Annotated in this window: 26 protein-coding genes and 1 riboswitch; of the genes, 6 read left to right on the forward strand and 20 right to left on the reverse strand. The window is 73.4% G+C overall.

From position 1 onward, the window contains the following. The first annotated feature begins 262 nt into the window (after positions 1 to 262). From radA to LRM40_RS01535, 5 genes are read left to right on the forward strand one after another with little or no spacing between them, the layout of a single operon-like run. Positions 263 to 1627, forward strand: a complete 1365-nt coding sequence (gene radA, locus LRM40_RS01515) for a DNA repair protein RadA (RefSeq protein ID WP_151124549.1) — start codon at positions 263 to 265, stop codon at positions 1625 to 1627. Positions 1628 to 1649: 22 nt separating this feature from the next. Next, entirely contained in the window at positions 1650 to 2009 is a 360-nt protein-coding gene (locus tag LRM40_RS01520) for an antibiotic biosynthesis monooxygenase family protein (protein WP_151124550.1), read from the forward strand. Between the two features lie 57 nt (positions 2010 to 2066). After that, entirely contained in the window at positions 2067 to 2990 is a 924-nt protein-coding gene (locus LRM40_RS01525; protein ID WP_151124551.1) for a branched-chain amino acid transaminase, read from the forward strand. 40 nt (positions 2991 to 3030) lie between these two features. Next, complete coding sequence (locus tag LRM40_RS01530; RefSeq protein ID WP_151124552.1) at positions 3031 to 3252, forward strand: zinc-finger domain-containing protein; 222 nt, start codon at positions 3031 to 3033, stop codon at positions 3250 to 3252. 1 nt (position 3253) lies between these two features. Then, entirely contained in the window at positions 3254 to 4780 is a 1527-nt protein-coding gene (locus LRM40_RS01535) for a PAS domain-containing sensor histidine kinase (RefSeq protein ID WP_151124553.1), read from the forward strand. A 19-nt stretch (positions 4781 to 4799) separates the two neighbouring features. Here LRM40_RS01535 and LRM40_RS01540 read toward each other — a convergent pair whose 3' ends face one another. From LRM40_RS01540 to LRM40_RS01570, 7 genes are read right to left on the reverse strand one after another with little or no spacing between them, the layout of a single operon-like run. After that, positions 4800 to 5252 (reverse strand): hypothetical protein, encoded by a 453-nt coding sequence (locus LRM40_RS01540; RefSeq protein WP_151124554.1) that lies wholly within the window; start codon positions 5250 to 5252, stop codon positions 4800 to 4802. Between the two features lie 19 nt (positions 5253 to 5271). Next, positions 5272 to 5445, reverse strand: coding sequence for a LiaI-LiaF-like domain-containing protein (locus tag LRM40_RS01545; RefSeq protein WP_170288891.1), 174 nt, complete (start codon positions 5443 to 5445; stop codon positions 5272 to 5274). A gap of 19 nt (positions 5446 to 5464) precedes the next feature. Next, positions 5465 to 5923 (reverse strand): thioredoxin family protein, encoded by a 459-nt coding sequence (locus tag LRM40_RS01550; protein ID WP_151124555.1) that lies wholly within the window; start codon positions 5921 to 5923, stop codon positions 5465 to 5467. Positions 5924 to 5979: 56 nt separating this feature from the next. Then, on the reverse strand, positions 5980 to 6834 hold the full coding sequence (locus tag LRM40_RS01555) for an anti-sigma factor family protein (protein ID WP_231067668.1): 855 nt from the start codon (positions 6832 to 6834) through the stop codon (positions 5980 to 5982). A gap of 5 nt (positions 6835 to 6839) precedes the next feature. After that, positions 6840 to 7382, reverse strand: a complete 543-nt coding sequence (locus LRM40_RS01560; RefSeq protein WP_151125974.1) for an RNA polymerase sigma factor — start codon at positions 7380 to 7382, stop codon at positions 6840 to 6842. An 8-nt stretch (positions 7383 to 7390) separates the two neighbouring features. Then, on the reverse strand, positions 7391 to 7780 hold the full coding sequence (locus tag LRM40_RS01565; protein ID WP_151125975.1) for a COG4315 family predicted lipoprotein: 390 nt from the start codon (positions 7778 to 7780) through the stop codon (positions 7391 to 7393). Positions 7781 to 7835: 55 nt separating this feature from the next. Then, on the reverse strand, positions 7836 to 9503 hold the full coding sequence (locus LRM40_RS01570) for a sigma-54-dependent transcriptional regulator (protein WP_151125976.1): 1668 nt from the start codon (positions 9501 to 9503) through the stop codon (positions 7836 to 7838). Between the two features lie 179 nt (positions 9504 to 9682). On the opposite strand from LRM40_RS01570, the gene LRM40_RS01575 reads away from it, so the two are divergent. Next, complete coding sequence (locus LRM40_RS01575; protein WP_151125977.1) at positions 9683 to 9949, forward strand: DUF4365 domain-containing protein; 267 nt, start codon at positions 9683 to 9685, stop codon at positions 9947 to 9949. Positions 9950 to 9982: 33 nt separating this feature from the next. Here the strand turns inward: LRM40_RS01575 and LRM40_RS01580 are convergent, their stop codons facing one another. The 13 genes from LRM40_RS01580 to LRM40_RS01640 all read right to left on the reverse strand — a co-directional run bounded on the left by LRM40_RS01580 (position 9983) and on the right by LRM40_RS01640 (position 24952). Continuing rightward, positions 9983 to 10513: a hypothetical protein gene (locus tag LRM40_RS01580; protein WP_151125978.1), complete on the reverse strand. Its 531-nt coding sequence runs from the start codon at positions 10511 to 10513 to the stop codon at positions 9983 to 9985. 103 nt (positions 10514 to 10616) lie between these two features. Continuing rightward, entirely contained in the window at positions 10617 to 12842 is a 2226-nt protein-coding gene (locus LRM40_RS01585) for a serine/threonine-protein kinase (protein ID WP_151125979.1), read from the reverse strand. Between the two features lie 62 nt (positions 12843 to 12904). After that, positions 12905 to 13459: a GNAT family N-acetyltransferase gene (locus LRM40_RS01590; RefSeq protein ID WP_151125980.1), complete on the reverse strand. Its 555-nt coding sequence runs from the start codon at positions 13457 to 13459 to the stop codon at positions 12905 to 12907. A gap of 59 nt (positions 13460 to 13518) precedes the next feature. After that, the gene (locus tag LRM40_RS01595) at positions 13519 to 14121 is read right to left on the reverse strand and encodes a hypothetical protein (protein WP_231067669.1); all 603 of its coding nucleotides are present in this window, start codon (positions 14119 to 14121) and stop codon (positions 13519 to 13521) included. A gap of 84 nt (positions 14122 to 14205) precedes the next feature. Next, on the reverse strand, positions 14206 to 15822 hold the full coding sequence (gene thiD, locus LRM40_RS01600; protein ID WP_310739995.1) for a bifunctional hydroxymethylpyrimidine kinase/phosphomethylpyrimidine kinase: 1617 nt from the start codon (positions 15820 to 15822) through the stop codon (positions 14206 to 14208). Between the two features lie 7 nt (positions 15823 to 15829). Continuing rightward, entirely contained in the window at positions 15830 to 16636 is an 807-nt protein-coding gene (locus LRM40_RS01605; RefSeq protein ID WP_151126056.1) for a thiazole synthase, read from the reverse strand. A gap of 5 nt (positions 16637 to 16641) precedes the next feature. Next, positions 16642 to 16857, reverse strand: a complete 216-nt coding sequence (gene thiS / locus LRM40_RS01610) for a sulfur carrier protein ThiS (protein ID WP_151126055.1) — start codon at positions 16855 to 16857, stop codon at positions 16642 to 16644. Then, a complete protein-coding gene (locus LRM40_RS01615; RefSeq protein WP_231067670.1) occupies positions 16850 to 18016 on the reverse strand; it encodes an FAD-dependent oxidoreductase in 1167 nt (388 codons plus the stop codon). The genes thiS and LRM40_RS01615 overlap by 8 nt, the downstream gene beginning before the upstream one ends. A 1-nt stretch (position 18017) precedes the next feature. Continuing rightward, positions 18018 to 19898, reverse strand: a complete 1881-nt coding sequence (gene thiC, locus LRM40_RS01620) for a phosphomethylpyrimidine synthase ThiC (protein ID WP_151125968.1) — start codon at positions 19896 to 19898, stop codon at positions 18018 to 18020. A 109-nt stretch (positions 19899 to 20007) separates the two neighbouring features. Beyond that, positions 20008 to 20109, reverse strand: a riboswitch (TPP riboswitch). A 33-nt stretch (positions 20110 to 20142) separates the two neighbouring features. Then, positions 20143 to 21198, reverse strand: coding sequence for an OmpA family protein (locus tag LRM40_RS01625; RefSeq protein WP_231067671.1), 1056 nt, complete (start codon positions 21196 to 21198; stop codon positions 20143 to 20145). A 138-nt stretch (positions 21199 to 21336) separates the two neighbouring features. Then, on the reverse strand, positions 21337 to 22833 hold the full coding sequence (locus LRM40_RS01630; protein ID WP_151125970.1) for a Do family serine endopeptidase: 1497 nt from the start codon (positions 22831 to 22833) through the stop codon (positions 21337 to 21339). A 101-nt stretch (positions 22834 to 22934) separates the two neighbouring features. Beyond that, positions 22935 to 24257, reverse strand: coding sequence for an ATP-binding protein (locus LRM40_RS01635; protein ID WP_151125971.1), 1323 nt, complete (start codon positions 24255 to 24257; stop codon positions 22935 to 22937). Continuing rightward, positions 24254 to 24952: a response regulator gene (locus LRM40_RS01640; protein ID WP_151125972.1), complete on the reverse strand. Its 699-nt coding sequence runs from the start codon at positions 24950 to 24952 to the stop codon at positions 24254 to 24256. The genes LRM40_RS01635 and LRM40_RS01640 overlap by 4 nt, the downstream gene beginning before the upstream one ends. Positions 24953 to 25001 lie beyond the last annotated feature (49 nt).

A 25001-nucleotide genomic window follows, 5' to 3' on the forward strand; every position in this document is an offset into this window, starting at 1 on the left:
CCGATGCTCCCCGCCCGATGCGGGTTCCTGCGTGCCAGACCGATCTGAGACGCTGTGCTCGTCCTGCATGCTGGTGGCGGCGTGCTGCCGCTCGTCTCCATGGTCCGTGCTCGCCGTTCAGGCGGCTGTTGATACTCCCCAGTGTGTTCCATTGTGCAGGGCGCCGAGGGGTCTTGTCAGGATCATCTGATTGATATTGGTCAATTGGTGTGAATCATCGGCGGTGGGCGTCAGATCCGTCACGCCGGGCCACAATCCGCCCATGTCCAAGCCCAAGACCGTCTACACCTGCAGCGAATGCGGCGGCACCAGCCCCCGCTGGATGGGCCAGTGCCCACACTGCAAGGCCTGGAACACGTTGGAAGAGACGGTGGCCGAGGCTCCTGCCACCGGCAAGAACCGCTTTCAGGCCCTGGCCCAGTCGCAGCCGGTGGCCACCCTCTCGGAGATCGAGGCCGGCGATGTGGCCCGCACGCCCACCGGCATCGAGGAGCTCGACCGGGTGCTGGGCGGCGGCATCGTCGAGGGCGGGGTGGTGCTGATCGGCGGCGACCCGGGCATCGGAAAGTCCACGCTGCTGCTGCAGGCGGTCGACGCGCTGTCGCGCCAGCTGCCGGTGCTGTACGTGACGGGCGAGGAATCGACCGCCCAGGTGGCGCTGCGCGCCCAGCGGCTGGATCTTTCCGGCGCGGCGGTGCGGGTGCTGGCCGAGATCAACCTCGAGAAGATCCTGGCCACCATCGCGGCCGAGCGGCCGGCCTTCTGCGTGATCGACTCGATCCAGACCGTCTATTCGGACCAGCTCAGCAGCGCGCCGGGCTCGGTGGCCCAGGTGCGCGAATGCGCGGCCCAGCTCACCCGCACCGCCAAGGGCGGCAGCTGCGCCATGGTGCTGGTGGGCCATGTGACCAAGGAAGGTGCGCTGGCCGGCCCGCGGGTGCTGGAGCACATCGTCGACACGGTGCTGTACTTCGAGGGCGACACCCACAGCAGCTTCCGCCTGGTGCGGGCCTTCAAGAACCGCTTCGGCGCGGTCAACGAGATCGGCGTCTTCGCCATGACCGAGCGCGGCCTGCGCGGCGTGTCCAACCCCAGCGCCATCTTCCTGTCCACCCACTCCGAGCCGGTGCCCGGCTCCTGTGTGCTGGTGACGCTGGAGGGCACCCGTCCGCTGCTGGTGGAGATCCAGGCCCTGGTCGATGCCGGCGGGCCCAGCCCGCGCAGGCTTTCGGTGGGCCTGGAGCGCGACCGCCTGGCCATGCTGCTGGCGGTGCTGCACCGCCATGCCGGCGTGGCCTGCGCCGACCAGGACGTGTTCGTCAACGCGGTGGGCGGGGTGCGCATCTCCGAGCCGGCGGCCGACCTGGCCGTGCTGATGGCCATCCAGAGCAGCCTGCGCGGCAAGCCGCTGCCGCGCGGCTTCATCGCCTTCGGCGAGGTGGGCCTGGCCGGCGAGGTGCGGCCCGCCCCGCGCGGCCAGGAGCGCCTGAAGGAAGCCGCCAAGCTGGGCTTCAGCGTGGCGGTGGTGCCCAAGGCCAACGCGCCCAAGAAGCCCATCGAGGGCCTGACCATTCACCCGGTGGAGCGCATCGACGAGGCCATCGCCCTGCTGCGCACGCTGGACTGAAGCACCGACAAGGACCTGTGCGATGAGCTTTGCCCCTCGCCCGACGCCGCCTTACTACGCGGTCATCTTCACCAGCCAGCGCACCGGCGTGGACGAAGGCTACGGCGCCATGGCCGAGCGCATGGTCACACTGGCGCAGCAGCAGCCGGGCTACCTGGGCGCCGAGAGCGCCCGCGGCGAGGACGGCCTGGGCATCACGGTGTCGTACTGGCAGAGCCTGGAGGCCATCGCCGCCTGGCGGCGCGAGACCGAGCACGCCGCCGCCCGCGACGAAGGCCGGGCCCGCTGGTACAGCCACTACGAGCTGCGGGTGGCCAAGGTGGAACGGGCCTATGGCTGGGACGCCGCCCAGGATGCCCCCGGCGACCCGCAGCCACGCTGAGCCCGGCCCCGTAAAATCGACGATCTCACTGCATCTCCCAACGACAAGGAACACCCCATGGGCCTCGATGACCGCGACGGCAAGATCTGGATGGACGGCGAGCTGGTGGACTGGCGCGACGCCAAGGTCCACGTGCTGACCCACACGCTGCACTACGGCTGCGGCGCCTTCGAGGGCGTGCGGGCCTACAAGACCGACAAGGGCACGGCCATCTTCCGTCTGCGCGAGCACACCCAGCGCCTGTTCAACAGCGCCAAGATCCTGCGCATGAAGCTGCCCTTCAGCATCGAACAGGCCGAGGAGGCCCAGAAGGCGGTGGTCAAGGCCAACGCGCTGGAGAGCTGCTACCTGCGCCCGCTGACCTGGCTGGGCTCCGAGAAGCTGGGCGTCTCGCCCAAGGGCAACAAGGTCCACCTGATGGTGGCGGCCTGGGCCTGGGGCGCCTACCTGGGCGAAGACGGCCTGGCCAAGGGCATCCGCGTCAAGACCAGCAGCTACACCCGTCACCACGTCAACATCACGATGACGCAGGCCAAGACGGTGTCCAACTACACCAACTCCATCCTGGCCAACACCGAGGCCACCGACGACGGCTACGACGAGGCCCTGCTGCTGGATGCCGCCGGCTTCGTCTCCGAAGGCTCGGGCGAGAACGTCTTCATTGTCAAGGATGGCGTGATCTACACCCCCGACCTGTCGGCTGGGGCGCTGAACGGCATCACCCGCAACACCATCTTCCACATCTGCCAGGACCTGGGCATCAAGCTGGTGGAAAAGCGCATCACCCGCGACGAGGTCTACATCGCCGACGAGGCCTTCTTCACCGGCACCGCCGCCGAAGTGACCCCGATCCGCGAACTCGACCGCGTGCAGATCGGCAGCGGCGCGCGCGGCCCGATCACCGAGAAGGTGCAGACGGCCTTCTTCGACATCGTCAACGGCCGCAACCCCAAGTACGCCCACTGGCTGACCCTGGTCTGATCGTTGCAGGTTTTCATCCGACATCCCGAGGTTTGACCCCATGAGCGCCAACACCGCCACCCAGGCTCCCGCCGTTGTCGAAGTCACTGCCAAGGACCTGCAGGGTCCTGGCGTGGTCTTCTGCCCCAACCCCAAGATGACCCTGTGGAGCAACCACCCCAAGGTCTATGTGGACCTGAGCCACGAGGGCGAGGGCAAGTGCCCCTACTGCGGCACCGTCTATCGCCTGAAGGCCGGCGAGAAGATCGCGCACGGCCACTGACGTGACAGGCGCGCCGGCGGATCAGGCATTCGTCTGGCGCGAGGCGCAGGCGGCCCTGCTGGACCACCTGCGCCGACAAGATCCGCCCCACGCGCTGCGGCGGGTGGCCCGCTCCCTGGCCCAGGCTGCGGGGCGCCCGGTGGCCCTGGTGGCCGCTGGTGGCGATCCGGCCGCCTGCTGGCTTGGCGGCCCCGGTGCCCGGCGCGAGGCCTTGCAGGCCGGGGGCTGGTGCCTGGCCCTGACCCGGACCGGTCTGGCCGTGGGGCAGCTCTGGCTCGACCCGCAGCCGGTGCCGGCGGACCGCGAGGCCCTGCTGCGCACGCTCGACCCCCTGATCGAGACCGCCGCCGAGTTGCTGGCGACCCTGCTGGAAGCGCAGGACCCGCGCTCCCCCGCCTCGCTGGCCCTGGTCCAGGCGGCCATCCGCGAGGCCGGCACCTACGTCTGGGAGTGGGACCTGCGCACTGATGTGCTGGGCGACATCGACGAAGGCGCGCTGATGCTGGGCTACGAGCCCGATGCCCTGGGCCACACCCAGGCCGACTGGGACCGCCTCATCCACCCCGAGGACGCCGCGCCCGCCGAGGCAGCCTACCAGGCCCATGCCCGCGGCGAGATGGAGCGCTACCAGTGCCGCTACCGCGCCAAGGCGGCCGACGGCAGCTGGCGCTGGATCGAGGAGCGCGGCCGGGTGGTGGAGCGCGATGCCCAGGGCCGGCCGGTGCGCATGCTGGGCACCCAGGCTGACGCCACGCTGCTGCTGGCGCTGGAGGAGGCCCGCCAGGAGCGGGCCCTGGCCCTGGCGGCCAATGCGGCCAAGACCCAGTTCCTCTCCCGCGTCAGCCACGAGCTGCGCACGCCGCTGCATGCGGTGCTGAGCTTCAGCGAGCTGATGGCCAGCGACACCGAGCAGCCGCTGCCCGCGGCCCAGCAGCGCCGCCTGGCCCATGTGCAGCAGGCCGGCCAGCACCTGCAAGCCCTGATCGACGATCTGCTGGACCTGTCCCTGGTGGAAGCCGGGCGCCTGCAGGTGCGCAGCGAGGCCATCGCCCTGGCGCCCTTGCTGGGCGAGCTGCAGGCCCTGGTGCAGCCCCAGGCCGAGGCCGCGGGCGTGGCCATGCATTGGCCGGCGGTGCCCGAGGGCGCGCAGTTGCAGGCCGACGCGAGACGCCTGCGCCAGGTGCTGCTGAACCTCCTGGGCAACGCCATCAAGTACAACCGGCCTCAGGGCCGGGTCACCGTGGGCGCGTCCCGCGACGGCGGTGGCTGGGCCATCGCCGTGGCCGACACCGGCCTGGGCATCGCCCCCGAGCGCATGGGCGAGCTGTTCCAGCCCTTCAACCGCCTGGGGCGTGAACGCGGCCCGGTGGCCGGCGTGGGCCTGGGCCTGGCGCTGTCGCAGCTGCTGGTGCAGGCCATGGGCGGGCGCATCGAGGTGCAGAGCACCCTGGCCGATGCCCAGGGGCAGGGCGGGGGCTCCATCTTCCGGCTGGTCCTGCCGGCCGCCCACCCGGGCCGAGTGCGCTGACGCTGCGCCGCCGGAGTCCTCAGGCGCGGGGGGCCGACCCGCCCGCAGCGCCGCCTTGCCGCTTGGCCGCATGGCCACCCACCAGGGCCAGCGGCACGGTGCTCAGCAATCCCAGCAGGGTGAACCACCAGGGGCTGTCCGGCGAGCCCATCAGGACCATCAGGATCAGGCCCAATGCACCGTAGGCCGCGGCATTCAGGTAGGGCAGTCGGCCCGCCATGCGTGCGGCCAGGTAGCCACCCAGCACCGTGGTGGCCGAGCCCAGCAGCAGCGAGGCGCCCAGGTAGCTGGGTTCCTGCACCACGGCCTCGAAGGCCTGCTGCAGGTCGGCGTGGTCGGCGCCGGGCGTCAGGGCCTTGCGGCCCATGAAGAGGGTCAGCAGGATGCCGCTCAGGCCATCGAGCAGCAGGGTGACCATCATCGCCATCCCGACGGACTTGTAGTGCACGTGGCGCAGCAGCTGCATCAGCATGGACAAGGCTCCGAGGGGGTCAGCTCAGCCGGCGCAGGAGCAGCAGCACGCCCAGCGCGATCAGGCCCATGGGCCACCAGTGCTGCACCCACTGGTGCAACGAGGGCAGCCAGCCCAGGCGCGAGAGCAGGAAATAGAGGCCGACGGCGATCAGGGCCAGCGGCAGGAACAGCGAGCGGGAACGGGTGCTCATCGGTCGGGATCCGGCGGCTTCAGTGGGCGCCGCTGACGCGTTCGAAGAACTCGGTGATGCCGGTCTCGCTCATGCGACGGGCATTGGCCAGCTCGCCGCCCTGGGTGGCGTAAAGCACCTGGTTGTCGGGCGAGAGCACCACGGCGGCCGGGATGCCCTTCTTGATCGGGTTGCCGTAGGCGGCCGCGATGTCCAGGTTGCGGTCGAAGTTGCCCACGTCCACCTTGACGACCTTGAACTTGGCGGCCAGCAGCTTGGCGTTGGCCTGGCTGTGCATGGCCTGGTCCAGGGCGCGGCAGTCGCCGCACCAGTTGGCCCCCAGGATCAGCAGCACCGGCACATGGGCGGCCTTGGCCTGGGCCAGGGCCTGCTGCACGGCGGCGTGGGCATCGGCCTGCTCGTCGTAGGGCAGGGCGGGGGTGGCGGCGCCGGCCACGGTGGCCAGCAGCAGGGCGATCAGGGCGAACAGGTGGCGCATGGGCTCGGGAGCTTCGCTGCAGAGAGCCGCATTGTCGCCGCAGCGCGCGGCGGCCGTCAGGGGTGGGATCCCCCGGGCGCCGGAGTCAGCTGCCGGTAGGCCAGCTCGGCCAGGGCGTCCAGCCGGGGCTGGCTGACTGGGCCGTTCAGGGCATAACCCAGCCGGCCCTCGCGCCAGTAGAAGCTGCGGGTCTCGCCGCTCCGGGTCTGGCCGAAGCCGGCCGGCACCGGCGGGCCCGGCGGCAGCACCGAGACGTAGAGCGTCAGCCGAGCACCTGCGGCGTCCTGGTACATGAACTGGGCGCGGGCCGGGGGCGTGGCCTCGCCGGCCCCGGCGGGCAGCAGGCGGCCGCCCACCAGCGCAAAGCCCTGGGTGCTGAAATCCGGCGCCTGCAGCGGCGTGCCCAGCCGGCGCGAGAGCCATTGCAGCAGGTGGGCCTGCTCGCCGGCACCCACCTCCACCGGGTGGCGCTGCTCGGGGGTGAAGACGGCGTGGGCGATGGCGGCGTCCTGCACATAGGCCGGGGCCGCGGCCTGCAGACTGGCGGAGGGGGGCGGCGGGCTCGGCCACTGGCCGCGCGCCCACCAGCCGCTGCCCGCGCCCACCGCCAGCGTCAGGCTGGCGGCCAGGGCCAGCGGCCAGGGCGAGGCGGCAAAGCCGCGCCACCGGGGCGGCCGGTCGGCCAGCGCCACGGGCTGCACCGCGGCCCGCAGGCGTTCCGGCAGGGGCTCGTCCAGCCATTCGCGGCCCAGGGCCTGCAGCTGGGCGCGCTGGGCCTGCCAGCCCATCACGCGGGCGGCCTCGGTGGGGTGCTGCTGCAGCCAGTCGGCCACGGCGGCCGCCTGCCCGGGCGGCAGCTCGCCGTCGGCAAAGGCCTGCAGCGTCAGATCGTCGGGGTGCTCGGTGTCCATGGCTGTCACTTCACCACCCGCAGCGGGGGGGCTTGGGGCGCCTGCCGGGGCGCGGTCGGGTCCAGCCGCTGGCGCAGCTGCTCGCGGGCGCGGGCCAGGCGCGACATCACGGTGCCGATGGGCAGGTCCAGGATGTCGGCGGTCTCGCGGTAGCTGTATTCCTCCACCGTCACCAGCAGCAGCACCTCGCGCGCGGCCGGTGTCAGCCGGGCCAGGGCGCGCTGCAGGTCCAGCGCGTGGTCCAGGGCCGGGGTGGGATCGGTCTGCGCCAGGGCCGGTCCCTGGTCTTCGTCCCAGGGCTCCAGCAGGTGCTCGCGGCCGTCGCGCAGGCCGTTCAGGTAGAGGTGGTGCATCAGGGTCAGCAGCCAGGCCAGCAGGGCCGCCGGCATCTCGCCCCGGGGGGTGAACAGCGCCCACTTGCGGCAGGCGCGTTCCACCGTGTCCTGCACCAGGTCGTCGGCGCGGGCGGCCTGGCCCGTCAGCAGCCGGGCGTGCCGCCGCAGCCGCGGCAGCAGCGGCACCATGGCCTCGGGGCGCAGATCGTCCATCGGTCGGCTCAGGGCTTGGCCAGGTGCCAGACGCCCTTGACGCCATCGCCCGTGCGGTCGCCGGGCTTCTGGTCCTTGGCCCAGCGGTAGAGCGGGCGGCCCTGGTAGGCCCATTGCACGGTGCCGTCGTCACGCATCACCAGGGACCATTCGCCCTGGGCGCTGGCGCCGGCCGGGGCCAGCAGGGGGGGCCAGTTGGTGGCGCAGGGGCCGTTGCAACTGCTCTTGCCGCTGCCCACGGCGTCCTGGTCGAAGGTGTAGAGCGACATGTGGCCACCGTCGACCAGCACGCCATCCATGGCCATGGCGGGGGCAGCCGGTGCGGCGGCCTGGGCCGCGGCGGCCAGCCACAGGCTGGCGCAGAAGACGGGCAGACGCAGCAGGGGGGAACGGTTCATGACAGTGCCTCGCAAAATGAGTGTCGGTGCTGCATGAACACGGGGCGGCGGCCGTTTATTCCATCGCGTCGCCGTCGGGGTCGGCATCGACCCGGCCCCCGGCCTCGTCCGGCGGGCGGGGCAGCCCCAGGGCCCGCAGGCGGCGGCGCAGGGCTTCGCGGGGGACTTGCAGCTGCCGCGCCATGTCGGCCAGGGTGGCGTCCGGCCGGGACAGCAGCGGTGCGAGCTGTTCGGCCCCCAGGCTGTCGGCCGGCGGCGTGTCCAGCCAGCGGGCCATCAGGTTGTAGATGGAGGGACGCGACACGCCCAGGGCTTCGGCCGCTTCCTTGAGCTGCCAGCCATGGGCATCCAGGGCCGCCAGCAGGCTGGCCCGGTCGATGCCGGCGGTGCTCTGGCGGGGCCGCGCCACGGCGGCGGCCGGCCCGGCGGACAGGCCGGAATCGGTCTCGTCGGCCGGGGCGGTGGGGGCGGCGGAGGCGGAGGGCTCGGGCAGGGCCGGCGTCCAGGCCACGCGGGTGGATGCCGCCGTGTCCGGCGGCAGACGCAGCGGCTCGCCCAGCAGGGCCTCCACCGAGGGCCAGAGCCCGGCGGCGCGGTCCAGGGCCAGGCGGCGCATGGCCTGCTCGAGCTGGCGCACATTGCCCGGCCAGTCGTGCAGGCACAGCGCGCGGGCCAGCTCCGTGGGCATCTCGGCCAGGTCTTCGGGGGCTGCGCCGGTGTCCAGCCAGGCCTGGCGGGCCAGCACGCCCAGGTCTTCGCGCCGGCTGCGCAGGCTGGGGGTGAAGAGGGTGAAGGTCTGCAGGCGCCGCAGCAGCGGCAGGTTGAACCCGCTGGTCTCCAGCGGCCGGTCGGTGGCGGCGATCAGCCGGGCCCGGCTGCGCAGCGGCTGGGCCGCGCCCAGCGGGCGGAACTCGCCGCTCTCGATCACCCGCAGCAGCATGGGCTGCACGGCGGGCGGGCAGTCGCCGATCTCGTCGAGGAAGAGGCTGCCGCCATCGGCCTGGGCCCACAGGCCGGTACGGGCCACCTGGGCGCCGGTGTAGGCCCCGCGGGCGGCCCCGAACAGCTCGGCCGGGGCCAGGCCCTCGCTGAGGGTGGCCATGTTGACGGTGACCCACGGGCCTTGCGACCAGGGGCTGAGCCGGTGCAGCGACTGGGCCACGCGTTCCTTGCCAGTGCCGGATTCGCCGCGCACCAGCACCGGCAGCGCGGCCGCAGCCACCCGCGCCACCTGGCGGCGCAGGCCTTCCATGGCCGAGCTCACGCCCAGCAGCAGCGGGTTGTCGGTGACCGGCAGCTGGTGGGCGCGGTGCAGGCACAGCAGCACCCGCTTGCCCAGCTGGATGACCGCGCTGTCGCCCTCCGCGGGCAGGGGCACGGTGCGAGGGCCGGTCAGGGGCTGGCCCTGCCATTCGGCCCGGACCCGCTCGTCCTCCGGGCTCAGCGTCAGGCCGTCGGCCCCCAACACCAGGGTCAGGCTGGCGCGCGAGACGCTGGCGTGCAGCAGCGGCTGGGCCCAGCCGGCGGCCGCCTGCAGGGGCGAGAACAGCGGCTGGTAGCGGTTCAGGGCCAGCGGCGTGTCCGGGCTCAGCACCGCCTGCTCGCCCACCCGTTGCAAGTCCGGGTGCCAGATCACGGTCAGCACCCAGACCGGCGCGGCCTGCGGGCCGGTGCCGGTCTCGGTGAAGGTCTGGGTCAGTTCGGCGGAGGGCTGGAGCGTCACGGGGGTCTGACGTGTCAGTGGCGGGGCGTGACACGTCAGACCGGCAGGTCAGGTGTCAAAGGGGCGGATTTTCCCCGTCAAAGCGGCTCAGGAGGGCTGCCGACGATGGTAACGGGCTGGCACGGCACTTGAGAAGAAGAGGTCCATCCCCCCCACGCCCTCCAGCCATGTCACTCCGCATGTGTGCCCTCACCCTGTGCAACACCACCGCCCACTTCGTGCATGTTCTTGTGACCAAGGGCGAGCAGATGCTGGCCCGCCTGCCGCCCCATGGGACGCTGCGCCTGCCCTGGGGCGAGCAGCTGCCCGATGACGGCACCGATTTCACCGTGGTGGCGGTCATCGGTGGCCACACCACCGGGGCCCTGGTGCTGTCCGACCGCCAGGCGGTGATCAGCGTGCGGGCCGGCGAGTGGCCCGGCTGCTACGAGCTGGAACTGGGCTGAGTCGGGGCGGGGAGGGTTCGGGGCAGCCAGGGTTCAGGGCCAGTCCTTGCCCACCGCGATCATCGGGTCGAAGCTGAAGACCCGCGTCTCCATGCTGCCGTCCACGCGGCTGATCTGCACGGTCACCACGAAGGAGAACTTCCAGATGCCCTGGGCTTCGACCACCGGCAGGATCTCGGGCGAGATGGCGGTGCAGATCTTCAGGTTCTGGGCCACCGTGCAGCTGGTGGGCTTGAAGTCGTCCAGGTCGAAGGTGGCCTGGTCGCAGTCGAAGGGCGAGGGCGAGAACAGCGGGCGCAGACAGGGCGCCGGAAGGGTGATCAGCGTGGCGTCGGTGATGGCGAAGCCGGCGAAGGTGGCCGGGTCGCCATAGCCCACCACCTCGAAGCCCAGGGTGTCTCCCTGGAGGAACTGCAGGCCGCCGGCGGCCCAGCCGGTGCGCTGGAAGGCGTTGGGCTCGTCGGGCTGGGCGTCGGTGATGGCCCAGACGAGCTGGTTGCCCAACTGGTCGGCGTCGAAGCTCACGCGCAGCAGGTAGCTGCAGGGAAGGGTACCGTCGCTCATGTCTCAGGGCTCCTGGGTGGTCGGCCATGGCGGCCAAACCCGGAACATCGGAGCCCCCGGCGGAAATCTTGAGCGCGGATCGCGGCGGGCGTGCCGCCGGATGTCAGGACCGGGCCTTCGGCTGGGCGGCCTTCGGGGCAGGCAGCAGCGGCTTGAGCGTGGGCTCCTGGGCCGCCATCTCGGCCGGGAAGCCCTTGGCCAGGGCCTGGCCCAGCAGCCGACGGGCGGCCGCCGGCGCGCCGACCAGGGATTGGCTCAGCGCCGCGTAGTACAGCACCTCCGGGTCGCCGGGCGCCAGCGTGACCGCCCGCATCGATGCTTCCAGGGCCTCGCTGGCCTGGCCCGCGCGTGCGGCGTAGATGCCCCGTCGCATCGTCCAGCCCGGGTTGTCCGGGTAGGCGGCGGTCTGCTTGCGGGCGCTGTCCAGCGCGCGGGTCCAGGCTGCACGGGCCTGGGCGTCCTGCCCGGGCAGGTGCATCAGGGCCTCGGCCAGGTTGGCATGGGCGTCGGCATCGGGGTAGCTGCGGGGCCAGCGGGCCAGGGCCTGGCGGGTGGCCTCGGCGGCTTCGGGCCAGCGCTCGCGCAGGGCCAGCACGCTGCCCAGGTTCTGGTAGAGCTTGTAGTGCGGCCGCACCCGCAGGGCCTGCTGCAGCACGCTCTGCGCATCGTCCAGGCGCTGCTGCATCATCAGCATGCCGCTGAGGCTGAAGGCCGCCACGCTGTCGGTGGGTCGGGCCGCCAGGCTCTGACGGTAGGCGGCTTCGGCCCCGGCGTAGTCGCCGCGGCGGAATTTCAGCGTGCCCCATTCGTCCAGCAGCGGCGCGGCCAGCGGGTGGGCGGCCAGGGCGGGCTCCAGCAGGGCCTGGGCGGAGTCGAAGCGGCCCATGCTGTTGAGCTGGGTGGCATACCAGGCCACCACCAGCACGTCCTGCGGGTCCAGCAGCCGGGCCCGGTCGAACTGGGCCAGGGCGTCCTCGCCGCGCTTTTGCTGGTTCAGCACCAGGGCCTTGGCCAGGTGGGCGCGGGCCAGCTGGCTGTCCAGGCTCAGGGCCTTGTCCGCCCAGGCGTCGGCCTGGCGCAGGTCCTGGGCCGGGTCCTCGCCGGTGCGCTGCCAGTGCCGCAGGCTCAGGGCCAGGCTGCGCAAGGCCGCGGCCGGGGCACTCCCGGGGGCCTGGTCGGTCAGCCGCCCCAGCGCGGCCACCGCGCGGTCCAGCGCATCGGCGTCGTCGAATTCGTTGATCCAGGCCTCGGCCTGCTGCAGATCGGCCAGCTGCTGGGCCGCCGTGGGGGCGGCGCCGGGGCCCCGGGTCCACCAGAGGGCGCCGCCGCCAGCCAGCACCAGCAGGCCGGCCAGGGCGGCGGCGCCGATCCAGCGGTTCGGGCGGGCCTGGACGGCGGGTTGGGCGGCCTCGGTGGGGGCGGTCGGCGGCAGGGCCGCCCCGGCGGGTTGGCTCATCACCTGCGCCAGGGTCTGGGCCACCTCGGCCATGCCGGCCGGTCGGCGGGCCGGGTCGGCCGCCAGCAGGGCGCTGAGCAAGGCGTGCAGGCCGGCGGGCCATTGCTGCGCACGGTCCCGGTCCTGCGCATCGCGCAGGGCCCAGTCCGGCCAGTCGCCCTGCAGCCGCCGCCAGGCCTGGGCCAGGCTGGGCGGGCCGTCCTCGCCCAGGTGCCCCAGCAGGCATTGCAGCAGGATCAGGCCCAGGCTGTAGAGGTCGCTGGCCGGGGTCGGCGCCTCGCCGCGCAGCTGCTCCGGGGCCATGTAGGCCAGCGTGCCGGCATAGGGGCCCGGCGCGGCCTGGCTTTGCGTGGCCAGCGGGTCGATGCGCCGGGCGATGCCCAGGTCCAGCACGCGCAGCCGGGTGCGGGTCCGGGTGCGGCTGCTGTCCGTGTCGGACGTGCCCTGGGTCTCCGGCAGCTCCAGCATCAGGTTGGAGGGCTTCAGGTCGCCGTGCAGCAGGCCCTGCGCATGGGCTTCGGCCAGGGCCTCGGCCAGCTGGCGCATCCAGTCGCAGGCCTCGGCCACCGGCGCGCTGCCGTGGTCCAGCAGCCATTGCTTGAGGGTGGGGCCGTGCACCCGCTCCATCACGATGTGCACCCGCTCGCCCTCGTCCCAGGCCTCGTGCACCGCGACGAAGGCAGGGTGGCGCAGGCGGGCCGTCAGGCGCGCTTCGCGCCAGCCGTCCAGCCCGGTCTGGCGGGCCACGGCCTTGATGGCCACCGGCCGGTCCAGCCAGGTGTCCCAGGCCGCCTGCACCTGGCCGGCACCGCCCTGCCCCAGCAGTTCCTGCAGGCGGTAGCGGCTGGCAGTGGACGGCGGCGACTCGGTCATGGGGCGTTCGAGTGTAACCAGATCAGGGGACAGTGCCCCCCGGGGTGCCCCACCGGGATGCCTCAGGGCCGGGCGGCCCAGTCGCGCGCCAGCAGGCCCCAGAGGCCGCTGTCGGAGACCTCGCCGGCGACGATCCAGCGTTCGCGCAGGCGCCCTTCCTCCCGGAAGCCCAGGCGCTGCAGGGCACGGGCCGAGGCGGCGTTGCGGGGGTCGATGTCGGCCTCCAGCCGGTGCAGGCCCAGCGGGCCGAAGGCATGGGCCACCAGGGCACGCAGGGCCTCGTCCATCCAGCCCTGGCCCCAGGTGTCGCGGGCCAGGGCGTAGCCGATCTCGGCGCGGCGGTTCTGCGGCGAGAGGCTGAACAGCGAGCACACGCCGATCACCCGACCGTCGCTCAGACGCTCCAGCCCCAGACGAACGGCTTCGCCCGCGGCCAGCGCGGCCTCGTCCCGGGCGATGGACAGGTAGGCCTGGTCCATCGAGACCCAGGGCGGGCTGCTCCAGTAGCGCAGGGTCTGCGGGTCCGAGAAGATGGCGTACAGGTCGGCGGCATCCTCCGCGGCCACCGGCCGCAGCCGCAGGCGGGGGGTGAGCAGGGGCAGGGGGGCGAAATCCATGCCCGCGAGTGTGCCAGCGGCCAGCCCGCGGAGCCGGGCTGCCGCACGGGCCGATGGGGCTAGCGCGCGCCGGCCGGCGAACGGTCCGCGGCCCAGGGCGACAGGGCCCAGGCGGCGCTGGCCCACAGGATCAGGCCGGTGCCCAGCGGCCCCCAGGCGTTGTCGGGCCGGCCGGTGGCCAGCGGCGCCAGGATGGCCAGGGCGATCAGGGCCAGCCCGGTCAGCAGGTGGGGGCGGTAGCGGAACAGCCGGGCCAGCGGCAGGAAGTGCAGGCCCACCACCGCGATCACCATGGGCAGGAACCATCCGGCCCAGCCCGCCCACCTCAGCGCGTTGCCCAGCACGAAGACGGCTACCCACTGGCCGCCGTTGATCCAGTGGAACAGGCTGGCACGGCGCTTGGCCTCGGGCAGCGCCTCGTGGGCGGCCCGTGCCTGGCGGTGCCGCCGGTAGACCGCCAGGGCCTGCCGCAGCAGGGCCAGCGCCGGCAGTGCCGGCAGCAGCCAGACCCAGGCCGGCGGGTGGTCGACGAGGCCGGACAAGCCCAGCGCGATCCACAGGCCACCGAACACGCTGAAGAACATGGCGCCGACGGCGCGGCCCGCACGGGCGGCTTCCGGGGAGGGGGGCGGTGGCATGGCCGTGTCGGTCGGATGGGGCAAGGGGTCTCCTGCGGCCCCGGACGCGGGGCGCTGCGGCCAGCTTATCGCACCGGGCTCGCGCACCAAGCGCCGACCCGTGCCGGCTCAGGGTGTCGGCGCCAGGCTGGGGTGTGGCCAGTCCGGGGCGGGGGGTGCCTCACCGTCCGGGCGGGGTGTTTGACCTTCCTCCCACGCCTGCTGCCAGGCCTGCAGGGCCTGGGACGTGGCACCGGCCAGGCCCCGCACCAGGCACACCGCGCTGGCGCCGCAGGCGGCCGCCGCGCGCGCCTGGTCCGGCTGCAGCACGCCGCCGATGGCCACCACCGGCGTGGGCGAGAGCGCAGCCCACCAGGCCAGGTTGTCCAGGCCCTGCGGGCGCCAGGGCATGGTCTTGGTGGTGGTTGGCCACACGGGGCCGCAGGCGATGTAGCTCGGCCGCAGGCCGACCGCGCGCGCCAATTCCCAGACGCTGTGGCTGCTCAGGCCCAGGGCCACGCCCTCGCGCGTGCGGGCTCGCTGCAGGCGGTTGCGCTGCGCGGGGCTCAGGCCGGCCCAGTCCTCCTGGCCCAGGTGCAGGGCGCGGGCCCCGGCGGCCAGCGCGGTCTCCCAGTGGTCGTTGACCCACAGCGTGACGCCGGCCGCCTCGGCCACCGGCAGGCAGCGGCGGATGGTCTCGGCCAGGGCCGCGTGCCAAGCCGCGTCGGCGCCGGTGGGCGGGGCCTTGCAGCGCAGCTGCAGGTGGCGCAGCGGCAGACCGGGCTGGCGCAGCAGGGCCAGGGCGGCCTCGGCGCTGTCCACGATGCCGTAGAGGCCGGGGGCGAAGGCCGGGGGCGCCGGGGCCTCGGCCACCGCCGGGGGCAGGTCGTCCCAGCCCAGCGTGGGCAGGGTGGCGCCGGGCCGGCCCCAGCCGGGCGTGGCCCAGACCGGCCCGGCGCCCGCGCCCTGCGGCCCGGCCTGGCGCAGCGCGTGGGTGGTCAGCAGCTTGGCCAGCACCGCGGCATCGGCCACCGGAAAGCCCCGCGCCAGCGCGGCCGCGGCGGCCGTGGCCAGGGTGCAGCCGGTGCCGTGGCTGTGCGGGGTGGCGATGCGCGGATGCGCCAGGCCGCCGCGGGCCTGCGGGCTGTCCAGCCAGTCCAGGGCCTGGGTTTCGTCCAGCGCATCGCCGCCGGTCAGCAGCACGGCCTGGGCGCCCAGGGCGCGCAGCGCGGTGGCCTGGGCCGGCAGGGCCTCGGGCCCGGCTTCGTCCTTCTGGCCCAGCAGGGCCGAGGCCTCGCGCCGGTTGGGGGTCACCAGGGTGGCGCGCGGCAGCAACTCCTCGCGGTAGGCGGTCAGCAGCTCGGCGTCGGCGAAGGGCGCGCCGGTGGAGGCGCGCAGCACCGGGTCCACCACCAGGGCCAGGTCGGTCTGGTGACGGCGCTGGGCGTCCACCCAGCGGGCCAGCACGCGGGCATTGGCCACGCTGCCCAGCAGGCCGGTCTTGATGGCCGCGGGCGGCAGGTCCTCGGCCAGGGCGTCCAGCTGGGCCTGCAGCAGGGCGGGGGACAGGGCTTCGACATGGCGCACCGCGCGGCTGTGCTGGGCGGTGACGGCGGCCACCACCGGGCACAGGTGCACGTCAAAGGCCTGGGCGGCGCGCTGGTCGGCCGAGAGGCCGGCGCCGCCGCCGCTGTCGGTGCCGGCCACGCTGGCGATGCGCGGGCGGATCGGGAAATCGCTGCTCATGCCGGCCTCAACCGATCAGGAAGGGCCGTCCACCCACCGGGGTGCTGGCCACGGCCATGGGCTGCGGCGCCATCAGGCCGGCCTCGAAGCCAGCGCGGCCGGCCCGCACCGCGGCGCCGAAGGCCGCGGCCATGCGCACCGGGTCGCCCGCCTGGGCCACGGCGGAATTGAGCAGCACGCCGTCCAGGCCCAGCTCCAGCGCCTGCACCGCGTGCGAGGGCGCACCCAGGCCGGCGTCCACGATCAGCGGCACGCCGGGCAGGCGGGCGCGCAGGGTGCGCAGCGCGAAGGGGTTGAGCAGGCCCTGGCCCGAGCCGATGGGCGCGGCCCAGGGCATCAGCACCTGGCAGCCCACGTCCAGCAGGCGCTGGCAAGCCACCAGGTCGTCGGTGCAATAGGGGAAGACCTGGAAGCCTTCGCCCACCAGCGCCTCGGCCGCCTGCACCAGCTCCCAGGGGTCGGGCTGCAGGGTGTGCTCGTCGCCCACCACCTCCAGCTTGATCCAGGCGGTGTCATAGAGCTCCCGCGCCATGCGGGCCAGGGCGATGGCCTCGCGCGCGCTGCGGCAGCCGGCGGTGTTGGGCAGCAGGTGGCCGCCGTGCTCCCGCAGGTGGGCGCGCAGGCCGGCGACGAAGCCGTTGTCGCCCCCGGTCAGGGTGCGCTTGAGGCCCACGGTGAGCACCTGGGCACCGCTGGCGGCCAGCGCGCGGGTCAGCACCTCGGGCGAGGGGTAGCCGGCGGTGCCCAGCAGCAGGCGGCTGCGCAGCGGCACGCCGTAGACGGTCCAGGGGGAATCGAGTGTGTCGAGGGACATGGGCTTCAGCCTCCGACGATGGCTTGGAAGAGAGCGATCTCGTCGCCCGGTTGCAGCAGGGTGGCCGCGCGCTGGTCACGGGGCACGAAGAAGGCGTTGACCGCGCTGGCCACGGCCTCGGGCGTCAGGCCCTCGGTGGCCAGCAGGTCGGCCAGGCTCAGGCCGGGCCGCCAGGGCCGCGGTTCACCGTTGAGGGTCACGGTGGGCGTGGTCTCAGGCATGGGCGGCCTCCTGATGGTGCGCGAGGGTGGGCAGGCCGAGTCCGGTCAGGGCCTGCTCCACCAGCGCCGGGGCCAGCAGCCAGCCATGGCGGAACAGGCCGTTGATGGCCAGCCAGCCGGGGGCGTGCTGCACCCAGGGCCGGTGGTCCGGCAGGGCCGGGCGCAGATTGGCCTCCAGGTGGACGATGCGGGCCTCGGCCAGCTCGGGAATGACGCTGTGCGCCGCGGCCATCAGTTCCACCGCGCTGCGCAGGCTGACCGGCGAGCGGTCCTCGCTGTCGAGCTCGCTGGCGCCCAGCAGCACCAGGTCGCCCGGCCGCGGCACCAGGTAGACGCGGTGGCGCGGGTGCAGCAGGCGCAGCGGGCGCCGCAGCGGCACGCCGGGGGCGTGCAGCCAGACCACCTCGCCGCGCACCCCGCGCAAGGTGGGCCGCGGGTCCGATGGGCTCATGGTATGAGCCTGGTCTGGGTTCTCCGGTCGGGCGCCCAGCCCACGGGCGTCGATGGCCAGGTCCACCGTCAGCGTCTGCCCCTCGTCCAGCGTCAAGCGGTGAGGGGACACCTCGCTCACCCGCCGGCCCCAGTGCCAGGTCACGCCGGGCGCGTCGGCGGCCAGGGCCTCCAGCAGGGCCGGGCCCAGCACCTGGCCTTCGCCGGGCAGGCGCCAGCCCCACAGCCGCGGGGCCAGGGCGGGCTCCAGGGCCTGCAGGGCCTCGGCGTCCAGCGGCTGGGCGGCGGGCCAGGCCGGGTCCTGTGCGCGGGCGGCTTCCAGCCGGGCCAGCACCCGCTGGGCCGCGCCCAGGTCGCTGGGGTGGGCCAGCAGCAGGCTGTCCTGGCGGCGCACCAGGCCTTGCGGCGCATCGGCGCGCGCCGGCAGCCGCCGGGCGATGGCCTGCCACAGGTCCAGCGAGCGCCAGCCCAGGGCGGCCACGTCGGGCTCGGCCTGGTCCAGCTCGGCCAGCGGGCTGAGCATGCCGGCGGCGGTGAAGCCGGCGGCATGGGGCGCGTGAAACAGGCTGCCGCGGGCCGGGGCCAGGGCGTCGGGCGCCGGGTCCACCACGCTGACGCGCCAGCCCGCATGGGCCAGGCGCCAGGCCAGCAGCCGGCCCAGCACGCCGGCGCCGGCAATGCCGGCATGGGGTCGCAATTTGCTCGCCATCTCAGGCCTCCGGCAGGATGGGGATGTAGAGCGCGCCGCCGGCGGCCTTGAACTCGGCCGACTTGGCTGCCATGCCCTCTTCGGCGGCGGCCTCCTGCTCGGCGCTGAACTGGCGCACGTCCTGGCTGATCTTCATCGAGCAGAACTTGGGCCCGCACATGGAACAGAAGTGGGCCTGCTTGGCCGCGTCCTTGGGCAGGGTCTCGTCGTGGAAGCTGCGCGCGGTGTCCGGGTCCAGGCCCAGGTTGAACTGGTCCTCCCAGCGGAACTCGAAGCGGGCCTGGCTCATCGCGTCGTCGTGGGCGCGGGCGCCGGGGTGGCCCTTGGCCACGTCGGCCGCGTGGGCCGCGATCTTGTAGGCGATCAGGCCTTGCTTGACGTCCTCGCGGTTAGGCAGGCCCAGGTGCTCCTTGGGCGTGACGTAGCAGAGCATGGCCGTGCCCATCCAGCCGATCATGGCCGCGCCCACCGCGCTGGCGATGTGGTCGTAGCCGGGGGCGATGTCGATGGTCAGCGGGCCCAGGGTGTAGAAGGGCGCGCCGTGGCAGTGCTTCAACTGCTCGTCCATGTTGGCCTGGATCAGGTGCATCGGCACATGGCCCGGGCCTTCGATCATGGTCTGCACCTCGTGCTGCCAGGCGATCTGCGTGAGCTCGCCCAGGGTGCGCAGCTCGGCGAACTGGGCCTCGTCGTTGGCGTCGCTCAGCGAGCCCGGGCGCAGCCCGTCGCCCAGCGAGAAGCTCACGTCGTAAGCCCGCAGGATCTCGCAGATCTCGGCGAAGTGGGTGTAGAGAAAGTTCTCGCGGTGGTGGGTGATGCACCACTTGGCCAGGATGGAGCCCCCGCGCGAGACGATGCCGGTGCGGCGCCGGGCGGTCAGCGGGATGAAGGGCAGGCGCAGGCCGGCGTGGATGGTGAAGTAGTCCACGCCCTGCTCGGCCTGCTCGATCAGGGTGTCGCGGAAGATCGGCCAGCTCAGGTCCTCGGCCACGCCACCCACCTTTTCCAGCGCCTGGTAGATGGGCACGGTGCCGATGGGCACCGGCGCATTGCGCAGGATCCAGTCGCGGGTGGTGTGGATGTGACGGCCGGTGGAGAGGTCCATCACCGTGTCGGCGCCCCAGCGGGTGGACCAGACCAGCTTCTCCACCTCCTCCTCGATGCCGGAGCTGACGGCCGAGTTGCCGATGTTGGCATTGACCTTGACCCGGAAGTTGCGGCCGATGGCCATGGGCTCCAGCTCGGGGTGGTTGATGTTGGCCGGGATGACGGCGCGGCCGGCGGCCACCTCGTCGCGCACCCACTCGGGGGTGATCACGTCCGGGATGCGGGCGCCGCGCGCGTCACCGCGCAGCCGGGCCTCGCGCTCGGCGTCGCCGCCGTAGGCCTGCATCCACTCGCGCCGGCCCATCTCGCGCAGCGCGACGAACTCCATCTCCGGCGTGACGATGCCGCGGCGCGCGTAGTGCATCTGGGTCACGCACTGGCCGGCGCGGGCCCGGCGCGGCGTGCGCTGCAGGCCGGCGACCTGCTGGCGCAGGGCCTGCAGGCGTTCGGCATCCGGGGTGTCACGGCGGTCGCCGTCGTCCACCGCCTGCGGGGCGCGGCCGGCATAGGGCTCGGTGTCGGCGCGGGCGTCCAGCCAGGGCGCGCGCAGCGCGGGCAGGCCGGTGCGCACATCGGCCGTGAAGCCCGGTGCGGTGTAGGGCCCGGAGGTGTCGTAGACGGTGACGCGCTCGCCGTTGCTCAGCGCGATCTCGCGCAGGGGCACGGCCACGCCGGGGTGCCGCGTGCCGGACACATGCACCTTGCGCGAGGCGGGAAAGGGCGTGCAGGCCTGGGCCAGCAGGGAGGCGAAGGGGGGCTTCTCGGGCGCGTTCATGGCGGTCTCCTGAAAGGAACAGATGGACTGCTCCGGAGACCGCCCCGCCCCGGCTGATGCGGGCGGGGCCACGGCCGGGCTCGCGCCCGAGCCACGGACCACGCCCTCAGGGTGGGTCTAGCGCTCTTCTTCCGCCGGTACGAACCGGATCAAGTTCTCGGGTTGGGTGGGTCACCCTCTCAGCGCTGCGCGCGCACCCCGGAGCGAGGCGCAGTGTAGCGCGCTGCGCTCCGGAGTGGGGGGCTCACTGCACGACCAGTTCGACGCGGCGGTTCTTGGCGCGTCCCGCCTCGGCGGCGTTGGCGGCCACCGGCACCAGGCTGGCCACGCCCTGGGCCGAGAGACGGGCCGCCGGGATCTGGTACTGCTGGATCAGGGCCTCGACCACCGCCTGCGCGCGCTGCTGCGACAGCGTCAGGTTGGCCGCCAGCGTGCCCTGGTTGTCGGTGTGGCCGACGATGTAGACCTTCAGCGCGGGCTGGGCCTTGAGCAGGCGGGCCATCTCGTCGAGCTGGGCCTTGGACTCGGGCTTGAGCGCGGCCTTGCCGGTGTCGAAGTAGATGCCGTAAAGGGCGATCTTGCCCTCGGCCTGCAGGCCGTTCTTCAGCGCTTCGGCGTTGACGGTGACCTGGCCGCCCAGCATGGCCTTGGGCTCGGCGATCTCGATGTAGGTGCCGACGAAGGGGCTGTTGTAGACCTTGCCGGTGTTGACCATCACATGCACGGTGGCACCGTTGCGGCTGAGCGTGCCGTAGCTGAAGAACAGGTCCTCGGTGCCCACCATGTTCACGCCGCCCAGGCCGCGCATCGCGTCGGCCAGCTTGGGGTCGGACTGGCGGTCGCGGCTGGCCGCGAAGTTGGCCTGCTTGAGCGCGTCGTAGCGGTCATCGGCAAAGCCGTAGCGCATCTTCTCGCACAAGGGCTGGCTGGGCGTGCAGCTGACCACCGCCTTGAAGCCGGCGGCGGCCAGGGCCTGCTCGTAGTTGCGATGCACCTCCAGCGGGGTCTTGCCCGGCGGGGCCAGGTAGACCAGGCGGGTGACCTGGCCCTCCACCGTCACCGGCGCGAGGAAGCGGTTCTTGTTGTCCAGGCCCAGCTTGCCGGGAAAGCTGGTCTGGGCGAAGGACTGCTGCTGGTAGGCGATCAGCCAGGAATCGGTGTAGCGCTGCAGCAGCGGGTGGTCCTGGCCACCGGCCACATCGGTGGCCCAGCTGGGGGCGGCGGCGGCCGGCATGGCCAGGCTGCCCAGGGTGCAGGCCAGCGCCAGGCCGGCCAGGCCCGCGCGCAGGCGGGCGTGCATCGAACGGATCATCGGAGTCCCTGTCACGGTTGGAATGCAAGGGGGCGGGCGGCGCCCCGGTCCGGGGTTGTACCCCCGTTCCGTGACGCGGCCCGCCCTCCAGGCGTGACAGGATGTGACGCCGCCGTGCGCCGTGCCTCAGTTCAGCGGCACCGGCACGAACAGGGTCTCGTCGTCGCGCTTGATCAGCAGGGCCACCTGCTTGGGGTGGGTCTTGAGCACGGCGCGGATGTCGTCCATGCCCTTGACCGGCTTGCCGTTGATGGCCAGCACGATGTCGCCCTGCTCGATGCCGGCCCGCGCGGCCGCGCCCTCGGCGTCATCCACCAGCAGGCCGCCGTCCACGCCGGCCTGGCGCTTCTCGTCGCGGCTGAGGCTGCGCAGCGCCAGGCCCAGCTGCGGGCCTTCGCCGGCGGCGTTGCCGGCCGAGGCGGTCTCGTCCTGCGCCTTGCCCAGCTTGGCCTCGATGGTCTTGCTGCCGTGGTCGCGCCACAGGGTCAGCGTCACCTTCTCGCCCGGGGCGGCCAGGCCGATCTGGCTGGACAGCGAGCCCGCGTCGGTCACCGGCTTGCCGTTGACCTGGGTGATCACGTCGCCCGGCTTGATGCCGGCCTCGGCGGCGGCGCTGCCCTTCTCCACCTTGGAGACCAGCGCGCCCTCGGGCTTGGCCATGCCGAAGGAATCGGCCAGGGCCTGGTTGACCGGCTGGATCATCACGCCCAGGCGGCCGTGCTGCACATGGCCGGTGGCCACGATCTGGTCCTTGACCTTCATCGCGATGTTGATCGGGATGGCGAAGGACAGGCCCTGGAAGCCGCCGCTCTGGGTGTAGATCTGGGCGTTGATGCCGATCACCGCGCCGGTGCCGTCGAACAGCGGGCCGCCGGAGTTGCCGGGGTTTACCGCGGCGTCGGTCTGGATGAAGGGCACCACCGTGTCGTCGGGCAGCGAGCGGCCCTTGGCGCTGACGATGCCCTGGGTGGCCGTCTGCTCCAGGCCGTAGGGCGCGCCGATGGCCAGCACCCGGTCGCCCACCTCGGCGGCGTCCGAATTGCCCAGGCGCACGGTGGGCAGGTCCTTGGCGGCGATGCGCAGCACCGCGATGTCGGTCACCGGGTCGGAGCCCAGCACCTTGGCCTCGAACTCGCGGTGGTCGGTCAGGCGCACCGTCACCGTCTTGGCGTCGCGCACCACGTGGGCGTTGGTCAGGATCAGGCCGTCGGAGGCGATGATGAAGCCCGAGCCCTGGCCGCGGAAGGGCACCTTGCCGTGCGGCTGGCCGCCGCGCATCTGGAAGCCGGGCATGCCGCGGAAGAAGCGGAAGAAGGGGTCGTTCTGGATGTCCGGCCCGTCCTCGTTCGGGTCGGGCTGGCGCTCGCCCGAGACCATCACGCCGACCACGGCCGGGCCGGCCTGCTTGACGATGGCGCGGTAGTCCGGCACCGCGCCGGGGGGCAGCGGCGCCACCGGGGCGGCGGGCACCACGGCCGCGGCGGCCGCGGTGGCCACCGGGGTCTTGCTGTCGCCCGAGAACAGGTGCTTGAAGTCGATGGCCCCGGCGCTGCCGGCGGCCACCAGGGCGGTGGTGGCGGCGGCGGTGACGACGACGGTGGTGAGGGTCTTGGTGGTGCTCATCGCGGGAACTCCTGATCGTTCATGGAAGCGCGGTTCAAGCGCATGGCTGCCATGGTGCGCAGAGGCGATGAGGCCTTCGTGAGGCGAAGATGAAGCGAAGGTTAGGACGCGGTGGGCCGCGGGCCGGTCGACAGTCGCACCTGCACCCGCAGCCCCCCCAGCGGTGAATCGCCCAGCGTGATCTGACCGCCGTGGCGCTGGGCCACCGCCTGGGCGATGGCCAGGCCCAGGCCGGTGCCGTCGGCGCGGCCGCTGTCACGGCGCCAGAAGCGGTCGAAGACGCGCTCGCGCTCGGCCGGCGGAATGCCGGGGCCGTCGTCGTCCACCGTCAGCCGCGGGCCGTCGGCGCTCACCTGCAGCCGCACCTGGCCGCCTTCGCGGCCGTAGCGCAGTGCGTTGTCGGCCAGGTTGCGCACCAGGGCCGACAGGGCGGCGCGGTCGCCGCGCATCGGTACCGCCTGCTCGGCCTCCAGGGCCAGCGTGACGTGACGGGCCTGGGCCTGGGGCCAGAGGTCGGCCAGGGCCTCGCCGGCCAGTTCGGCCAAGTCCAGCGCCTGCGGCTCGGGCGGCGGGCTGCCGGGTTCGTTGCGTGCCAGGGCCAGCAACTGCTCGACCAGGCGCGCGGCGCGGTCGATGCCTTCGCCCAGGGCCTGGATGGCCGCGCCGCGCTCGGCCTCGGCCGGGGCGTCCTTGAGCGCGCGCAGCTGCAGCTTCAGCGCGGTCAGCGGCGAACGCAGCTCATGGGCCGCGTCGGCCACGAAGGCGCGCTGGGTGCTCATGCCCTCGTCCAGCCGGGCCAGCAGGGCGTTGAGCGCGGCCACCAGGGGCCGCACCTCGTCGGGCAGTTCGGCTTCGGGCAGGGGCGACAGGGCGGTGGCGTCGCGCCGGCCCACGTCGCGCGCCAGGCGTTGCAGCGGGGCGGTCAGCAGGTCCACCAGCCACCACAGCAGGGCCACCAGGGGCAGGGCCAGCCAGGCCAGGGGCGCGACGCTGCGCAGCGCGGCCTGGGCCGCCCGACCGCGGCGGATGCGCTCGGGCTGGGCCACCTGGATGACCCGGCCGGCCGAGGCCACCGCGAAGCTGCGCCAGATTTCGCCGCCTACCGCGATGTCGGCCAGGCCCAGCACCGCCTTCTCCGGCAGGGCCTGCTGCAGCTGAGAGGCGTAGATGCTGCGACCGTCCTCGGTCCAGATCTGCACCACGAAGTCCAGGCGCTGGTCGGCCAGGGCGCGGGCCTGGTCCGGGGCGATGGCGCCCTGGTCGCGCAGCGACAGGGCCATCTGCTGCAGCTGGTAGTCGAACAGGGCCTCGGTGTCGGCCAGCACCGCGCGGTAGGTCAGGCCGGCCACGATGACGGCGGCGGCCGACAGCACCGCCAGCAGGGACAGCAGCAGCCGCCAGCGCAGCGAGCGCCAGAACCTCATGCCGCGTCCACCGGCGTCAGGAAGTAGCCCACCCCGCGCACGGTGCCGATGCGTTCGGCCCCCAGCTTGCGCCGCAGCTGGTGCACATAGACCGAGACGGCGTTGCTCTCGATCTCCTCGCCCCAGCCGTAGAGCTTGTCCTCCAGCTGGGCGCGCGAGAGCAGGGCGCCCGGGCGCTGCATCAGGGCTTCGAGCACCGCGAACTCGCGCGCCGACAGCAGCACCGGCTCGCCGGCCACCTGCACCTGGCGGGTGGCGGGGTCCAGCACGATGGCGCCGTGGCGCAGCACCGGCTGGGCGCGGCCGCCATGGCGGCGCAGCACGGCGCGGATGCGGGCGGTCAGCTCGTCGAACTCGAAGGGCTTGACCAGGTAGTCGTCGGCCCCGGTGTCCAGGCCGCGCACCCGGTCGCCCGGGCCGTCGCGCGCGGTCAGCACGATGACCGGCGTGGTGTCGCTGCGCTGGCGCAGCTCGCCCAGCAGGCTCAGGCCATCGGCGCTCGGATCGCTCGCGGTGCCGGGGCCGCCCGGGGGCAGGCCCAGGTCCAGCAGCACCAGGTCGAAGCGCTCGGTGCCCAGGGCGGCGCGGGCGGCGGCCAGGTCGCGCACCCAGTCCACGGCAAAGCCCTCGGGGCGCAGCGCGGCGCGCAGGGCCTCGCCGATCATGCGGTCGTCTTCCACCAGCAAGAGGCGCATCGGGTCAGGTCACAGGCAAGGGAACACGGGGCTGCAAGCTTAGCGCGCC

The organism is Ideonella dechloratans (assembly GCF_021049305.1).
Taxonomy (GTDB): Bacteria; Pseudomonadota; Gammaproteobacteria; order Burkholderiales; family Burkholderiaceae_C; genus Ideonella; species Ideonella dechloratans.

What these genes read in the sequence shown, in the direction of transcription:
- radA (WP_151124549.1), top strand. Translation starts at nt 263, where the DNA reads ATGTCCAAGCCCAAGACCGTCTACACCTGCAGCGAATGCGGCGGCACC.
- LRM40_RS01520 (WP_151124550.1), top strand. Translation starts at nt 1,650, where the DNA reads ATGAGCTTTGCCCCTCGCCCGACGCCGCCTTACTACGCGGTCATCTTC.
- LRM40_RS01525 (WP_151124551.1), top strand. Translation starts at nt 2,067, where the DNA reads ATGGGCCTCGATGACCGCGACGGCAAGATCTGGATGGACGGCGAGCTG.
- LRM40_RS01530 (WP_151124552.1), top strand. Translation starts at nt 3,031, where the DNA reads ATGAGCGCCAACACCGCCACCCAGGCTCCCGCCGTTGTCGAAGTCACT.
- LRM40_RS01540 (WP_151124554.1), bottom strand. Translation starts at nt 5,252, where the DNA reads ATGCTGATGCAGCTGCTGCGCCACGTGCACTACAAGTCCGTCGGGATG.
- LRM40_RS01545 (WP_170288891.1), bottom strand. Translation starts at nt 5,445, where the DNA reads ATGAGCACCCGTTCCCGCTCGCTGTTCCTGCCGCTGGCCCTGATCGCC.
- LRM40_RS01550 (WP_151124555.1), bottom strand. Translation starts at nt 5,923, where the DNA reads ATGCGCCACCTGTTCGCCCTGATCGCCCTGCTGCTGGCCACCGTGGCC.
- LRM40_RS01555 (WP_231067668.1), bottom strand. Translation starts at nt 6,834, where the DNA reads ATGGACACCGAGCACCCCGACGATCTGACGCTGCAGGCCTTTGCCGAC.
- LRM40_RS01560 (WP_151125974.1), bottom strand. Translation starts at nt 7,382, where the DNA reads ATGGACGATCTGCGCCCCGAGGCCATGGTGCCGCTGCTGCCGCGGCTG.
- LRM40_RS01565 (WP_151125975.1), bottom strand. Translation starts at nt 7,780, where the DNA reads ATGAACCGTTCCCCCCTGCTGCGTCTGCCCGTCTTCTGCGCCAGCCTG.
- LRM40_RS01575 (WP_151125977.1), top strand. Translation starts at nt 9,683, where the DNA reads ATGTGTGCCCTCACCCTGTGCAACACCACCGCCCACTTCGTGCATGTT.
- LRM40_RS01580 (WP_151125978.1), bottom strand. Translation starts at nt 10,513, where the DNA reads ATGAGCGACGGTACCCTTCCCTGCAGCTACCTGCTGCGCGTGAGCTTC.
- LRM40_RS01585 (WP_151125979.1), bottom strand. Translation starts at nt 12,842, where the DNA reads ATGACCGAGTCGCCGCCGTCCACTGCCAGCCGCTACCGCCTGCAGGAA.
- LRM40_RS01590 (WP_151125980.1), bottom strand. Translation starts at nt 13,459, where the DNA reads ATGGATTTCGCCCCCCTGCCCCTGCTCACCCCCCGCCTGCGGCTGCGG.
- thiD (WP_310739995.1), bottom strand. Translation starts at nt 15,822, where the DNA reads ATGAGCAGCGATTTCCCGATCCGCCCGCGCATCGCCAGCGTGGCCGGC.
- LRM40_RS01605 (WP_151126056.1), bottom strand. Translation starts at nt 16,636, where the DNA reads ATGTCCCTCGACACACTCGATTCCCCCTGGACCGTCTACGGCGTGCCG.
- thiS (WP_151126055.1), bottom strand. Translation starts at nt 16,857, where the DNA reads ATGCCTGAGACCACGCCCACCGTGACCCTCAACGGTGAACCGCGGCCC.
- LRM40_RS01615 (WP_231067670.1), bottom strand. Translation starts at nt 18,016, where the DNA reads ATGGCGAGCAAATTGCGACCCCATGCCGGCATTGCCGGCGCCGGCGTG.
- thiC (WP_151125968.1), bottom strand. Translation starts at nt 19,898, where the DNA reads ATGAACGCGCCCGAGAAGCCCCCCTTCGCCTCCCTGCTGGCCCAGGCC.
- LRM40_RS01625 (WP_231067671.1), bottom strand. Translation starts at nt 21,198, where the DNA reads ATGCACGCCCGCCTGCGCGCGGGCCTGGCCGGCCTGGCGCTGGCCTGC.
- LRM40_RS01630 (WP_151125970.1), bottom strand. Translation starts at nt 22,833, where the DNA reads ATGAGCACCACCAAGACCCTCACCACCGTCGTCGTCACCGCCGCCGCC.
- LRM40_RS01635 (WP_151125971.1), bottom strand. Translation starts at nt 24,257, where the DNA reads ATGAGGTTCTGGCGCTCGCTGCGCTGGCGGCTGCTGCTGTCCCTGCTG.
- LRM40_RS01640 (WP_151125972.1), bottom strand. Translation starts at nt 24,952, where the DNA reads ATGCGCCTCTTGCTGGTGGAAGACGACCGCATGATCGGCGAGGCCCTG.